The 14232-nt window shown below is 67.7% G+C and carries 16 protein-coding genes and 1 other RNA gene; 12 read left to right on the forward strand and 5 right to left on the reverse strand.

Annotated elements, in window-relative coordinates; translation table 11 throughout:
• Positions 1–78 precede the first annotated feature (78 nt).
• A complete protein-coding gene (pepQ, locus tag AC6CHL_RS06095) occupies positions 79–1407 on the forward strand; it encodes a Xaa-Pro dipeptidase (RefSeq protein WP_498293820.1) in 1329 nt (442 codons plus the stop codon).
• A gap of 143 nt (positions 1408–1550) precedes the next feature.
• Here the strand turns inward: pepQ and AC6CHL_RS06100 are convergent, their stop codons facing one another.
• Positions 1551–2876, reverse strand: coding sequence for an aminopeptidase P N-terminal domain-containing protein (locus AC6CHL_RS06100; protein ID WP_314404263.1), 1326 nt, complete (start codon positions 2874–2876; stop codon positions 1551–1553).
• A 7-nt stretch (positions 2877–2883) separates the two neighbouring features.
• Complete coding sequence (locus AC6CHL_RS06105) at positions 2884–3432, reverse strand: UPF0149 family protein (protein WP_354284618.1); 549 nt, start codon at positions 3430–3432, stop codon at positions 2884–2886.
• A gap of 198 nt (positions 3433–3630) precedes the next feature.
• On the opposite strand from AC6CHL_RS06105, the gene AC6CHL_RS06110 reads away from it, so the two are divergent.
• The 8 genes from AC6CHL_RS06110 to AC6CHL_RS06145 all read left to right on the forward strand — a co-directional run bounded on the left by AC6CHL_RS06110 (position 3631) and on the right by AC6CHL_RS06145 (position 7870).
• The gene (locus AC6CHL_RS06110; protein ID WP_038686482.1) at positions 3631–3852 is read left to right on the forward strand and encodes a TIGR02449 family protein; all 222 of its coding nucleotides are present in this window, start codon (positions 3631–3633) and stop codon (positions 3850–3852) included.
• Entirely contained in the window at positions 3849–4145 is a 297-nt protein-coding gene (locus AC6CHL_RS06115) for a cell division protein ZapA (protein ID WP_038686480.1), read from the forward strand. Before AC6CHL_RS06110 ends, AC6CHL_RS06115 begins: the two co-directional genes overlap by 4 nt.
• Before the next feature lie 187 nt (positions 4146–4332).
• Positions 4333–4517, forward strand: a non-coding RNA gene (gene ssrS / locus AC6CHL_RS06120) — 6S RNA.
• An 80-nt stretch (positions 4518–4597) separates the two neighbouring features.
• On the forward strand, positions 4598–5197 hold the full coding sequence (locus AC6CHL_RS06125) for a 5-formyltetrahydrofolate cyclo-ligase (protein WP_038686478.1): 600 nt from the start codon (positions 4598–4600) through the stop codon (positions 5195–5197).
• A gap of 13 nt (positions 5198–5210) precedes the next feature.
• The gene (locus tag AC6CHL_RS06130) at positions 5211–5687 is read left to right on the forward strand and encodes an EVE domain-containing protein (protein ID WP_137190237.1); all 477 of its coding nucleotides are present in this window, start codon (positions 5211–5213) and stop codon (positions 5685–5687) included.
• A gap of 30 nt (positions 5688–5717) precedes the next feature.
• A complete protein-coding gene (rpiA, locus tag AC6CHL_RS06135) occupies positions 5718–6365 on the forward strand; it encodes a ribose-5-phosphate isomerase RpiA (RefSeq protein WP_038686473.1) in 648 nt (215 codons plus the stop codon).
• 52 nt (positions 6366–6417) lie between these two features.
• The gene (locus AC6CHL_RS06140) at positions 6418–6867 is read left to right on the forward strand and encodes a DUF192 domain-containing protein (protein ID WP_038686472.1); all 450 of its coding nucleotides are present in this window, start codon (positions 6418–6420) and stop codon (positions 6865–6867) included.
• A gap of 157 nt (positions 6868–7024) precedes the next feature.
• Positions 7025–7870, forward strand: coding sequence for a SirB1 family protein (locus AC6CHL_RS06145; RefSeq protein WP_038686470.1), 846 nt, complete (start codon positions 7025–7027; stop codon positions 7868–7870).
• Between the two features lie 37 nt (positions 7871–7907).
• Here AC6CHL_RS06145 and AC6CHL_RS06150 read toward each other — a convergent pair whose 3' ends face one another.
• On the reverse strand, positions 7908–8099 hold the full coding sequence (locus AC6CHL_RS06150) for a rubredoxin (protein ID WP_037553342.1): 192 nt from the start codon (positions 8097–8099) through the stop codon (positions 7908–7910).
• Between the two features lie 72 nt (positions 8100–8171).
• Between AC6CHL_RS06150 and thiE the strand changes: the two genes are divergently transcribed.
• Positions 8172–8807 carry a thiamine phosphate synthase gene (thiE, locus tag AC6CHL_RS06155; protein ID WP_498293823.1) on the forward strand — a complete coding sequence of 212 codons (636 nt, stop codon included), beginning with the start codon at positions 8172–8174 and terminating at the stop codon, positions 8805–8807.
• A 15-nt stretch (positions 8808–8822) separates the two neighbouring features.
• Positions 8823–10112 (forward strand): glutamate-1-semialdehyde 2,1-aminomutase, encoded by a 1290-nt coding sequence (hemL, locus tag AC6CHL_RS06160; RefSeq protein WP_498293825.1) that lies wholly within the window; start codon positions 8823–8825, stop codon positions 10110–10112.
• A gap of 1642 nt (positions 10113–11754) precedes the next feature.
• Here the strand turns inward: hemL and azu are convergent.
• On the reverse strand, positions 11755–12213 hold the full coding sequence (gene azu, locus AC6CHL_RS06165) for an azurin (protein ID WP_498293827.1): 459 nt from the start codon (positions 12211–12213) through the stop codon (positions 11755–11757).
• Positions 12214–12326: 113 nt separating this feature from the next.
• On the opposite strand from azu, the gene AC6CHL_RS06170 reads away from it, so the two are divergent.
• A complete protein-coding gene (locus tag AC6CHL_RS06170) occupies positions 12327–12938 on the forward strand; it encodes an HAD-IA family hydrolase (RefSeq protein ID WP_498293829.1) in 612 nt (203 codons plus the stop codon).
• Positions 12939–12993: 55 nt separating this feature from the next.
• On the opposite strand, the gene AC6CHL_RS06175 is transcribed toward AC6CHL_RS06170, so the two are convergent.
• Positions 12994–14223: an acetylornithine transaminase gene (locus AC6CHL_RS06175; RefSeq protein ID WP_498294010.1), complete on the reverse strand. Its 1230-nt coding sequence runs from the start codon at positions 14221–14223 to the stop codon at positions 12994–12996.
• Positions 14224–14232 lie beyond the last annotated feature (9 nt).

A 14232-nucleotide genomic window follows, 5' to 3' on the forward strand; every position in this document is an offset into this window, starting at 1 on the left:
CGGTTCCGGCACAGCGCGACGGGCCTGATTGCGGCAGAATCATGGGCTGCACTCCGCACTGCCCAACGAGCCTCCGCGATGAACCAGCCTGACCTTGGCGCCCTGTACTCCCATCACGTCAGCGTGCTGCGCCAGCGTGCCGATGAAGCGCTGGCCCGCGGCGGTTTCGACCACCTGGTAATTCCCAGCGGCACCCAGCACTACCAGGCGTTCGACGACCGCGACTACCCCTACGCGGTGAACCCGAACTTCAAGGCGTGGCTGCCGCTGACCAAGCTGCCCAACAGCTGGCTGGTGTACACCCCCGGCCAGCGCCCGACGCTGATCTTCTTCCAGCCGTTCGACTACTGGCACGTGGTGCCCGATGCCCCCAACGGCTGGTGGGTGGAGCACTTCAACATCGAGATCATCCGCAGCGCCGAGCATGCCCTGGCGCTGCTGCCCAAGGACCCGGCACGCTGCGCGATCCTGGGCGAGCCGCAGAGCGCCTTGGGTGCGTTCGTGCCGAACAACCCCGAGCCGGTGCTGCATTACCTGGACTGGCAGCGCGGCTACAAGACCCCGTATGAAATCGCACTGATGCGCCAGGCCCAGCGCCTGGGCGTGCGCGGTCATCGCGCCGCCGAGGCCGCGTTCCGCGCCGGCGCCAGCGAGTTCGAGATCCACATGGCCTACTGCAGTGCGGTGGGCCAGGACGCCAACGAACTGCCCTACGGCAACATCATCGGCCTCAACGAACATGCCGCCGTGCTGCACTACACCGACCTGGGCCGCAGCGCGCCGACGCCGTTGCGCAGCTTCCTGATCGATGCCGGTGCCAGCGCGTACGGGTATGCCAGCGACATCACCCGCACCTATGCCGCCGCCGGCCATGACGAGTTCCAGGCCATGATCGATGCGGTCGACGCGGCCCAGCAGCAGATGGCCGCCGGGGTGCGTGCCGGGGTGGACTACAAGCAGCTGCACGTTGACGCGCACTTGTCGTTGATGGGGATCCTGAAGGACTTCGGCGTGCTCAAGGTATCGCCCGAAGCGGCCCTGGCCACCGGCGTCAGCGCGGCGTTCTTCCCGCACGGCCTGGGCCACCTGATCGGCCTGCAGGTCCACGATGTGGCCGGTTTTGCCGCCAGCGACCGCGGCGGCCGCATCGAACGTCCGCAGGGCCACCCGTACCTGCGCCTGACCCGTGTGCTGGAGCCGGGCATGGTGGTGACCATCGAACCGGGCGTGTACTTCATCGACATGCTGCTGGACGAAGTGAAGCAGGCCGGTAACGGTGACAGCATCGACTGGAGCCGCGTCGACTTCTTCCGCCCCTACGGCGGCATCCGCATCGAAGACGAAGTGCTGTGCACCGACGGCGATGCCGACAACCTGACCCGCCCGGCGTTCGCCGCGGCCGATTGACGGCAGCCGGCCCGTAGAGCCGGGCTCTGCCCGGCTGCACGCAATGCCGGCCAGCGGCCGGCACTACCGGTGTCCCGGCCGCCCGTAGAGCCGGGCTCTGCCCGGCTGCACGCAATGCCGGGCAGAGCCCGGCTCTACGGGTGTCAGCGCGCCGCCATTTCCTCTTCGATCTCATCGGCGCTGCGCGCCAGCGCCGCGGTCAGCACCTGGTGCCCGTCCTCGGTGATCAGCACGTCATCCTCGGTGCGGATGCCAATGCCGCGCCAGCGCGCTTCCACGCTGCGGTCATCTGCCGACACATAGAGGCCCGGTTCGATGGTGAACACCATGCCCGGTTCCAGCATGCGCGAGTCGCCGGCCAGCCGGTAATCGCCCACGTCGTGCACGTCCAGCCCCAGCCAGTGCCCGGTCTTGTGCCGGTAGAAACGCTGGTAATGGCCTTCGGCGATGTTCTCTTCCGCACTGCCCTTCAGCAGCCCCAGGTGCAGCAGGCCTTCGGTGAGGGTCTGCACGGCCGCCAGGTGCCCGGCTTCATACGCGTTGCCCGGCTTGGCCTGCGCCAACGCTGCCGCCTGCGCCGCGCCGACCAGGTCGTGCAGCGCGCGCTGTTCGGCACTGAAGCGCCCGTTCACCGGGAAGGTGCGGGTGATGTCGCTGGCGTAGCCGCGGTACTCGGCGCCTGCATCGATCAGCACCAGCTCGCCATCGCGCGATCGCGCGTTGTTGTCGCGGTAGTGCAGGATGCAGCCGTTGGCGCCGGCCCCGACAATGCTGGAGTATGCCGCGCACGCATCATTTGCCCGGAACTCGCGCTCCAGGTCGGCCTGCAGTTCGTACTCGTGGATGCCCGGGCGCGCCACCCGCATTGCTACCCGGTGGGCCTGCACGCTGATATCGGCGGCGCGCTGCATCAGCGCGATCTCGGCGCTGGACTTGAACAGCCGCTGTTCGTGCAGCAGATGGCCAAGCTCCAGGAATTCATGCGGCGGCTGCGCGCCATGCCGCACCTGCGAGCGCACCCGGTTGACCCAGCCGATCAGCTTGAGGTCGAACTCGGCGTCGCGGCCGAAGTGGTAGTACACCCGCGAGCGCCCCTCCAGCAGACCGGGCAGGATGTCGTCGAGGTCGTCGATGGGATACGCATCGTCCATCCCGTACTGCGACACCGCGCCTTCCTGCCCCGCACGCGCGCCGTCCCAGGCTTCGCGGTCGGCGTCGCGCTCACGGCAGAACAGGATCACCTCGCCGTGGCGCCGACCGGGGATCAGCACCAGCACGGCGTCCGGCTCCGGGAAGCCGCTCAGGTACCAGAAGTCCGAGTCCTGGCGGAACGGGAAATGCGTATCAAGACTGCGCACTCGCTCGGCCGCGGCCGGCAGCACCAGGATCGCGTCGTCGCCGGCCATTTCCATCAACTGCTGGCGGCGGCGGGTGTACTCGGCGGCGGAGATGCCGGTCAGCTGCCGGATATCCATCTCAGTTCAGACGCTGCCGGTGGCGCGCGGCCATCACGCAGTCGCCGTGCAGCAGCAGCACCGCCACGCGGATGAACTCTTCGATCTCGGCCAGCGCGTCTTCGTCATCATCGTTGCCGCTTTCGAAGTCTTCGCTGGAGGCCTGGGCCAGCTTGGCCAGGTCGTTCAGGGCTTCTTCGCCCTCTTCGGACAGCGTCGGGCGACGGCCACCGGAGCCCAGCCCGAAGCCGCCCAGGAAGGCGCGCGCCCAGGTGAACAGCGCATCGGCCTGCGCGGCGGTGTCGCTGGCGTCGCTGAGCAGCAGCTCGAACGCAAAGTCGCGGTCTTCCAGCTGCGCCACGCTGGCCTGCAGCAGCTGCGACAGCGGATCGTCCTCGCTGGGCAGCGGCAGGTTGTCATCGGCCAGCACCCGCGCCGGCCATTCGCGCACCGGCGCACCGCCGGCAGACAGCCAGCCGCACAGCCCGCCATGCAGTTCGGCGGCATTGGCGCCCAGGCCCAACGCCTGGCTGGCCTTGTTTACGTCATCGACACTCGGAAGTTCGGTCATCTTGGGGCTCGATCGGAAAAAGGCGCCGGGGCCGCCGGGGGCGGCGCTCTGGCAGCCTCACAGTGTAGCAATCCGCCCGTGGCCGTCGGGTTGCCATCGCGTTCCCGGGCAGGCGCTGCGGGGGTAACCCGACCCCTGCTGAAGCCCCCGTCATTATTCGCTTGACCGGCTCCACCGCCCTTGCCTATCGTGCCGGGCATGGAACCTTCCGACGCCATCACCCAATTGCAGGCCTTCGCCGCCCGGGTGGAGGCGTTGCTGGAACGCAACCAGCGCCTGGCCGAGGAGAACCGCAGCCTCCGCCATCAGCAGGAGCAACTGGTGGCCGAGCGCTCCCAGCTGCTGGCCAAGAACGAACAGGCCCGCTCCCGGGTCGAAGCGATGATCACCCGCCTCAAGTCCCTGGAGCAGCACACATGAGCCAGACCGAACCGGTCAGTGTCCGCATCCTGGACCGTGAATACACGGTGGGCGTGGGCCCGGAAGAGAAAGAAATCCTCACCGCAGCGGCCCGCCTGCTGGATGCGAAGATGCGCGAGATCCGCGGCAGCAACCGCATGGCCGCCGTGGACCGGGTGGCCGTGCTGGCCGCCTTGAATCTGGCCCATGAACTGCAGCAGCTGCGCGATGAACACGCCCGCCAGGGCGTGGCACTGCAGCAGACCCTGGCCGATTTGAACCGGCGGCTGGACCGGGCGATCGACGGGGCGTGAGCCGCCGGCGGTAGAGCCGACCGTTGGTCGGCGCCCCGAAATTGTCATGCAGCCGACCAACGGCCGATGTTCCACGGCATGTTCCATTCAACAAGGCCATCGCATGGCCTTCATCGATCTGAATTCAGGTGCAATCCGACCGACGAACGGCCTATCCCTCGGCGCGCGCTTGGCTATAATGGCGACGCGTTCTCTGCTGTGAACGACGGCGTGTGCAAACATTCGCCTTGTCCCTTAATTACGACCACGGGTGCGCGACGGCGCCGGGAGTGCAAGTCCGCCTTGTAGCGGGAAGCCCGAAGGAACCCCAGCGTACCCACTTGAACCCCGGGTTCAAGGTCGTTTCGCACGCATCGTCACCGCGGAGAATGCAGTATTCCTGCAAGAGCGACGCCCCTACCGGGACGTCGCTCTTGTTTTATCCGCGCCCGCACCACGCCCCGGACCCAGGCATGACCGACCCGCGCTCCGCACTGCGCCAGCAGCTGCGCCAACGCCGCCGAGACATCCCCGCCGCGCAGCGCCTGGCCGCCGCCGAACATCTGGCCGATCGCCTGCTCCAGCTCCCCTTCGCCCCTGCACACGGCTTCGTTGCCGGGTACTGGGCGATGGATGGCGAAATCGCCCTGCACCGCTGGCAGATGCAGCTGCCCGACGCGCTGCAGTACTGCCTGCCGATCCTCGCCGGCGACACGCTGCGCTTCGCGCCGTGGCGACCCGGCCAGCCACTGACCGCCAACCGCTACGGCATTCCCGAACCGGACATCGCACTGGAGGCCACCCTGGCACCGGAGCAGATGACACTGGTGGTGGCGCCCCTGGTCGGTTTCGACGCGCAGGGCCGGCGCCTGGGCATGGGAGGCGGCTGGTATGATCGCAGCTTCGCGTTCCGCCACCAGCGCCCAGCACCGCCGTGGCTGGTGGGGGTCGGCTTCTCGGTGCAGCAGGTCGATGACCTGCCGGTACAGCCCTGGGATGTCGCGGTGGATGCGATCTGCACCGACATCTCCACCCTCGTCTGCGTACCGGCCAACGGTCGGCACCTACCGTAATCAAAGACTCCGCATGACCGCACGCAAGCGCTACTGGCTGATGAAGTCCGAACCGGACGCCTTTTCCATCGACGATCTGCAGCGCGTGGGCCGTGAGCCCTGGAACGGCGTGCGCAACTACCAGGCGCGCAACTTCATGCGCGACGGCATGAAGGTCGGCGACGGGGTGCTGTTCTACCACTCCAATACCAAGGTGCCCGGCATCGTCGGCATTGCCACGGTGGCCAGCGAGGCCTACCCGGACGACACCCAGTTCAACCCCAAATCCGACTACTACGACCCCAAGGCCACCCGCGAAGAACCGCGCTGGATGCTGGTGGACGTGGCCTTCGAGCGCAAACTGCGCGACACCATTTCGCTGGACGAGATCAAGCTGCACGCCGATGCGCTGGGCGAAGGTTTTCCGCTGACCGCGCGCGGCAACCGCCTGTCGATCCTGCCGGTGACCGCCGCGCAGTGGAAGCTGCTGCTGTCGCTTGAAAAACACTGATTCCCCCTTTCCCTCATAGAGTTGCCCGCCATGTCCGAAGCCAAGCGCCTGGCTGCTGAAAAAGCCCTGGAATACGTCGAAGACGGCATGATCGTCGGGGTCGGCACCGGGTCCACCGTTGCCTACTTCATCGACGGCCTGGCCCGCATCAAGCACCGCATCAAGGGCACCGTGTCCAGCTCCGAGCAGAGCACCGCCCAGCTGAAGTCGCACGGTATCGAGGTGATGGAGCTCAACCACACCGGCAACCTGTCGCTGTACGTGGACGGCGCCGACGAGTGCGACGGCAACAAGTGCCTGATCAAGGGCGGCGGCGCCGCGCTGACCCGCGAGAAGATCATCGCCGAGGCCAGCGAGCGCTTCGTGTGCATCATCGACCCGAGCAAGCAGGTGCCCGTGCTGGGGCGCTTCCCGCTGCCGGTGGAAGTGATCCCGATGGCCCGCAGCCTGATCGCGCGCCGCATCCTGGACATGACCGGCGGCCAGCCGGCCTGGCGCGAAGGCGTGGTCACCGACAACGGCAACGTGATCCTGGACATCCACCACCTGCAGATCACCGACCCGGTCAAGCTTGAGCGCGAGCTCAACCAGCTGCCCGGCGTGGTGAGCGTGGGCCTGTTCGCGCGGCGCCCGGCCGACGTGGTGATCGTCGGCGGCGAGCCGCCCCGCGTATTCTGATTCCGCGGCCGGCCCACGATGGCCGGCCTTCTTCCTGCCGAGGTAGACCCCGATGTCGCTGATCCGCCTGTTGCCGCTGCTGCTCCTGATGACCCTGACCGGCTGCGCCAGCAGCGGCACCCGCCACTGGGTGGAACTGAGCGGTGCCCGCTACCAGGTGGAACTGGCCCGCGATGACGCCAGCCGCGCGCGCGGGCTGATGTTCCGCGACCAGATGGATGCCGACCATGGCATGTTGTTCCTGCACGAGCGCGAGGAACTGCAGGCGTACTGGATGAAGAACACCAAGATCGCGCTGGACATCCTGTACTTCGACGAACAGCGCCGGCTGGTCAGCCAGCAGCGCGATGTGCCGCCGTGCTCGGCCGGCGACCGTTGCCCGCCCTACCCCAGCAGCGGCCCGGCCCGTTACGTGCTGGAGCTCAATGCCGGCCAGGCCGAAAAGCTGGGCTTGAAGGACGGCACCGAGATCACCTTCGGCCCGGGCATCGCCGACCGCTGACACCGCGTCCCCGCCCGGGGTAGAGCCGACCGTTGGTCGGCCGCCCCTGGCCCTCCTCAACGTTTCCGCTCAGCCGATCAACGGTCGGCTCTACCGGCGGGCGTGATCCGGCGCTGAAGCCCTTGAAACCGGCTGCGTTTGTCGCCAGTCTGTAGCCATGCAGGGGCAGATCACATTGCCGACGTGGGATTCACTGGCCGAGCTGGATGACGAGGCCCTGCCGCTGTTGCCCACGGCACTGCTGATCGCCCGCGACGAATACCCCGACCTGGACCCCACCGTCTACGACGCGGTGGTGCAGGCCCATGCCGACCACCTGCGTACCGAGGTGGACACCATCGAGCACTGGCCGCTGAAGATCGCCGCAGTGAACCGCCACCTGTTCGACGAACTGGGCTATGGCGGCGACCACGGCGAGTACTACGACCCACGCAACAGCTACCTCAACCAGGTGTTCGAACGCCGCCTGGGCAATCCGATCTCGCTGGCCCTGGTGCAGATGGAAGTCGCGCGCCGGCTGGGCATTCCGCTGGACGGGGTGTCCTTCCCGGGGCACTTCCTGGTGCGCCTGCCGGTGGACGACGGGGTGCTGGTGATGGACCCCTACAACGGCGGCCGCCCGCTGGACGTGGAAGAACTGCGCGAACGCGCCCGCTCGCACCTGGGCGGCGAAACCCCGGACGACCACGTGCTGGCGCAGATCCTGGATGCCGCCCCGGCACGCGCGATCCTGATGCGCATGCTGCGCAACCTGCACGGCGTGTATGTGGAGCGCGGCGAATGGGACCGCGCCGCGCGCAGTGCCGACCGCCTGCTCAAGCTGGCGCCCGAACAGGACGATGCGCTGCGTGACCGCGGCCTGGCGTACCTGAACCTGGATTACGAGGCCGGGGCGCGCCATGACCTGGCGCTGTACCTGCAACGCAACCGTCAGGCCACCGATGCGCAGTGGGTGCGCGAGAAGCTGGTGGAACTGGGCGGACGGGCGCCGCGGTTGCATTGACGAGGGGGCGTATCGACCAACGGTCGATACCCGCCGGTCAATCGACCTCGACCATCTCGAAATCGTCCTTGGTCACGCCGCAATCGGGGCAGGTCCAGGTGTCGGGAATGTCTTCCCAGCGCGTGCCCGGCGCAATGCCTTCTTCCGGCAGGCCGTCTTCTTCCCTGTACAGAAAGCCGCAGACAACGCACATCCAGGTGCGGAAAGTGGTGGCGGTGGCATCGGTCATTGGATAATCACGGCTGGACAAAAACGGGCGACCGCCATTGTCCCACTCCCGTCGTGCTACCGGTAGCCACCGATGAATTCTGCTTCAGCCTCCCCCCTGCGCCCACGCGGCGTCTACCTGATCACCCCCGACGAGGCCGACACCGCCCGCCTGCTGGCGCGTACCGCGCCGCTGCTGGCCGCCGGCGCGACCTGGCTGCAGTACCGCAACAAGACCGCCGCAGCCGCCCTGCACCTGCAGCAGGCCACCGCGCTGCAGGCACTGTGCGCCCAGCATGGGGTGCCGTTGATCATCAATGACGACCCGGCACTGGCCCAGGCCGTGGGCGCCGCCGGCGTGCACCTGGGCGGCACCGACGGCGACATCGGCGCCGCGCGTGCCCTGCTGGGCCCCGACGCCATCATCGGCGCGTCCTGCTACGACCAGCTGGCCAATGCCGAACGTGCCGTGGCCGAGGGCGCCAGCTACGTGGCGTTCGGCGCGTTCTTCCCCACCACCACCAAGGTCACCTCCAGCCGTGCCACGCCGGACCTGCTGCGGCAAAGCGCCGCACTGGGCGTACCGCGGGTGGCGATCGGCGGGCTCAGCCCGGACAATGTGGGTCCCATCATCGCGGCCGGTGCCGAGCTGGTGGCCGTGGTCAGCGGCATTTTTGCCGCCCCCGATCCGGTCGCCACCCAGCGCGCTTTCCTCGCCCAGTTTCCGTAAGACCCAGGACACCCCATGAACCACGACCAGTCCCACGCCCTGTTCACCCGCGCCCAGAAGCTGCTGCCGGGCGGTGTCAACTCGCCGGTGCGCGCGTTCAAGTCGGTCGGCGGCGAGCCGTTCTTCGTGCAGCGCGCCGATGGCCCGTACCTGTACGACGTGGATGGCAACCGCTACATCGACTACGTGGGGTCGTGGGGCCCGATGATCGTCGGCCACAACCACCCGGCCGTGCGCCAGGCGGTCAAGCATGCGATCAACAACGGCCTGTCGTTCGGCGCGCCGTGCGAGGCCGAAGTGGTGATGGCCGAAACCCTCACCCGGCTGATCCCGTCGTGCCAGATGGTGCGCATGGTCAACTCCGGCACCGAAGCCACGCTGTCGGCGATCCGGCTGGCGCGTGGTGCCACCGGGCGCAATCGCATCGTCAAGTTCGAAGGCTGCTACCACGGCCACGGCGACTCGTTCCTGGTCAAGGCCGGCAGCGGCATGCTGACCCTGGGCGTGCCCACCTCGCCGGGCGTGCCCGCCGGCCTGAGCGAACTCACCCTTACCCTGCCCTACAACGATTTCGAGGCTGCCACCGCGCTGTTCGCCGAACAGGGCGAGCACATCGCCGGGCTGATCATCGAGCCGGTGGTGGGCAACGCCAACTGCATTCCGCCGCGCGACGGCTACCTGCAGCACCTGCGCGCGCTGTGCACCCAGTACGGCGCGCTGTTGATCTTCGATGAGGTGATGACCGGGTTCCGCGTCGCCCTCGGCGGTGCGCAGGCCCACTACGGCATCACCCCGGACCTGACCACCTTCGGCAAGATCATCGGCGGCGGCATGCCGGTGGGTGCCTACGGCGGCCGTGCCAACCTGATGTCGCAGATCGCCCCGGCCGGCCCGATCTACCAGGCCGGCACGCTCAGCGGCAACCCGGTGGCGATGGCCGCCGGCCTTGCGATGCTGGAACTGGTGCAGGAACCGGGCTTCCATGACCGCCTCAGCGCGGCCAGCGCGCGCCTGTGCGCCGGGCTGGAAGCGGCGGCGGCCGAGGCCGGCGTGCCCGTGACCACTACCCAGGTGGGCGGCATGTTCGGGCTGTTCTTCACCGACCAGAAGGTGGACACCTACGCCCAGGCCACCGCCTGTGACATCACTGCGTTCAACACCTTCTTCCACGCGATGCTGGAGCGCGGCGTGTTCCTGGCCCCGTCGGCGTACGAGGCCGGCTTCATGTCGAGCGCGCACGACGACAGCGTGATCGACGCGACCATCGACGCCGCCCGCGAGGCGTTCAAGGTGGTCAAGGGCTGATCGGGTACCGGACGACGGCCGGGACGACGGATCGGCCCCGGTCAAGGGCGGGGGCGACGGATCGGCCCCGGTCCATGGCCTTCGGCGATGCAGGAGGGAACCGGGGGCGTTCGGCGATGGGCCTCGCTGGTAGGGTCGCATCCCGATCGACCGCCGTTGGTCTGCGCAACGTTCGTTGAGGGCATGACCCCAGAACGCAGATCGCTTCGGCACAGGTCATGCGTTCGCCGCACCCACACGCATCAACGGCAGTCGTTTGGGAACCGACCCTACCAAGGCGCGTGCCTTCCATCATCGCGGAGCCGCCAACGGTTCTCATGATGCCGAGGGCATTCGGCGATGTGCCTCGCTGGCAGGGTCGCATCCCGATCGACCGCCGTTGGTCTGCGCAACGTTCGGTGAGGGCATGACCCCAGAACGCAGATCGCTTCGGCACAGGTGATGCGTTCGCCGCACCCACACGCATCATCGGCAGTCGTTTGGGAACCGACCCTACCAAGGCGCGTGCCGTCCATCATCGCGGAGCCGCCAACGGTTCTCATGATGCCGAGGGCATTCGGCGATGTGCCTCGCTGGCAGGGTCGCATCCCGATCGACCGCCGTTGGTCTGCGCAACGTTCGGTGAGGGCATGACCCCAAAGCGAAGATCGCTTCGGCACAGGTGATGCGTTCGCCGCACCCACACGCATCATCGGCAGTCGTTTGGGAACCGACCCTACCAGGCGCGTGCCCTCCATCATCGCGGAGCCACCAACGGTTTTCATGATGCCGAGAGCGTTCGGCGATGCGCCTCGCTGGCAGGGTCGCATCCCGATCGACCGCCGTTGGTCTGCGCAACGTTCGGTGAGGGCATGACCCCAAAGCGAAGATCGCTTCGGCACAGGTGATGCGTTCGCCGCACCCACACGCATCATCGGCAGTCGTTTGGGAACCGACCCGACCAGGGCGCGTGCCTTCCATCATCGCGGAGCCACCAACGGTTTTCATGATGCCGAGAGCGTTCGGCGATGGGCCTCGCTGGTAGGGTCGCATCCCGATCGACCGCCGTTGGTCTGCGCAACGTTCGTTGAGGGCGTGACCCCAGAGCGGAGATCGCTTCGGCACAGGTCATGCGTTCGCCGCACCCACACGCATCATCGGCAGTCGTTTGGGAACCGACCCTACCAGGCGCGTGCCGTCCATCATCGCGGAGCCACCAACGGTTCTCATGATGCCGAGGGCATTCGGCGATGTGCCTCGCTGGCAGGGTCGCATCCCGATCGACCGCCGTTGGTCTGCGCAACGTTCGGTGAGGGCATGACCCCAAAGCGAAGATCGCTTCGGCACAGGTGATGCGTTCGCCGCACCCACACGCATCATCGGCAGTCGTTTGGGAACCGACCCTACCAAGCGCGTGCCCTCCATCATCGCGGAGCCACCAACGGTTTTCATGATGCCGAGAGCGTTCGGCGATGCGCCTCGCTGGTAGGGTCGCATCCCGATCGACCGCCGTTGGTCTGCGCAACGTTCGTTGAGGGCATGACCCCAGAGCGCAGATCGCTTCGGCACAGGTCATGCGTTCGCCGCACCCACACGCATCATCGGCAGTCGTTTGGGAACCGACCTGACCAGGGCGCGTGCCGTCGCCGCACCGATGACGTTCTTACCCGAAGACCAGCTTGCCTTTCATCATCGCGAAGTGCCCCGGGAACGAGCAGAAGAACGTGTAATCGCCCCCCTTGGCCAGCTTCGCGGTCGAGAAGGTCACGCTGGTGGTCTGCCCACCGCCGATCACCGCGGTATGCGCCAGCACGCGTGCATCGCCCTTGGGCAGGTAGCTGTCGGCCAGGGTCGTGCGCATGCCGGCCATCGCCACCGGCTGATAATCGGGGGTCCGCGTGAGCACCCAGTTGTGGCCCATCGCGGTGGCGGCCAGCTTGCCCGTATGGCGCAGGGTCAGCTTCACCTGGCTGCAGTCCGCCCCGACCTTGATCTCCTTCTGGCTGAAGCTCATCTGGTCGGTGCTGTCGATGCTGACCGCACACACGCGGGCATGGGCAGCCGGGGCCAGCATCAGGCCGGCGAGCAACACGGGAACAAGCAGTTTCACGGCAATCTCCATCGAACAGTCCACGCGATTCTAGAGTCCGTGCCCATGCCCGGCCTGCGACGCGATGTCGCAGCGCGTGCCCCGGGTGGGGTACGGTCAGCATTGGACCTGGACGAGAGTGCGCAATGGCCGTTGCCGTGGAGTGCCTGCTGCTGGATTTCGATGGCGTGCTGGTACGCCATGCGCGCCACCTGCGCGTGCGTCACCTGGCGGCCAGCACCGGCTGCAGCGTCGCGCAGGTACAGGCGGCCTTGTTCGACAGCGGCCTGGAGCAGCAGCACGACGCCGGCCTGGACAGCACGCTGTACCTGCAGCAGGTGAGCACTGCGTTGGGCAGCACGCTGAGCATTGCGCAGTGGCAGGCGGCGCGCATCGCCGCCTCCCTGCCGCAGGCCGGGGTGATCGAACGCATCGAGCAGGTCGCCTGCCGCCTGCCGATTGCGATCCTCACCAACAACGGCGCGCTGATGGCCGACACCATCCCGCGCATCCTGCCCACCCTGGCCACGGCGTTGCACGGACGCATCCTGTGCAGCGGTGCGCTGGGCGGACGCAAACCGGACCCGGCCGTCTTCGTGCAGGCGGTGGAACTGCTGGGCGCACGCGCCGGGCGCACGCTGTTCATCGATGACCTGTTCACCAACGTGCGCGGTGCACGTCAGGCGGGATTGCAGGCGGAAACGGCGACCGACAGCCGCAGCATCGGCAAGGTGTTGAAGCGGTACGCCATGGTGTGACACGGGTACCGACCAACGGTCGGTACCCACCCGAATGGCAATCGAGCGGCGAGGTTTATCGCGACGCGATGAACGAGGACACCGCCGCGCGCAGGCGCTTGAGGCCCTCGGCCACTTCCTCGTCGGTGATGTTCAGCGACGGCACGAAGCGCAGCACGTCCGGCCCAGCCTGCAGGGTCAGCAGGCCGTGATCGGCGGCGTGGTCCAGGATGGCACCGGCCTGGCCGGCGAAATCCTTATCCAGCACCGCGCCCAGCATCAGGCCGCGGCCGCGCACCTGGCTGAACACCTTGAACTCATCATTGATCCGGCCCAGGCCATCGCGCAGCGCCTGCGACTGGCGGCCCACGTTGTGCCCGATCTCCGGCGAGGACAGCTTGCGCAGCGCCACGCGCGCCACCGCCGCCGCCAGCGGATTGCCGCCGAAGGTGGTGCCGTGCGCGCCGAACTGCATCACCTCGGCCACCTTCGGCCCGGCCAGCATCGCGCCGATCGGGAAACCGCCGCCCAAGGCCTTGGCCAGGGTCACGATGTCCGGTTTGATGCCTTCCTGCCAATGCGCGAACAGGGTACCGGTACGGCCCATGCCCACCTGGATCTCATCCAGCACCAGCAGGGCGTCGTGCTGGTCGCAGAGCTCGCGGATGCGCTGCAGGAAGCCCGGCTTGGCCGGCATCACCCCGCCCTCGCCCTGGATCGGCTCGAGCATCACCGCCGCCACGTCGCCGGCGGCCATCGCGGTTTCCAGCTGCACCTCGTCGTTGAAATCGACGTAGCGGAAGCCGCCGGGCAGCGGCTCGTAGCCTTCCTGGTACTTCGGCTGGGCGGTGGCGGTGACCGCGGCCAGGGTGCGGCCGTGGAAGCTGCCGCGGAAGGTCACGATCACCCGCTGGTGGGCCGGGCGGCCCTTCGAGGACGCCCACTTGCGCACCAGCTTGATCGCCACTTCATTGGCTTCGGCGCCGGAATTGCACAGGAACACACGCTCGGCGAAGCGCGAGCTGGTGACCAGCTCCTCGGCCAGGCGCAGCGGCGGTTCGCTGTAGAACACGTTGCTGGTGTGCCACAGCTTGCCGGCCTGCTCGATCAGCGCGGCGGTCAGGTCCGGGTCGTTGTGGCCCAGCCCGCACACGGCGATGCCGGCGGCCAGGTCGATGAATTCACGCCCCTGGGTATCCCACACGCGCGCACCCTGGCCGCGCTCAAGCACCACCTGGCGCGGTTTGTACACCGGCAGGTAGTAATGCGACAGGGACAACAGCGGATCGGTGGCAGCGGCGGTCATGGCGGTCAG

This window comes from Stenotrophomonas sp. GQ19 (assembly GCF_059758695.1).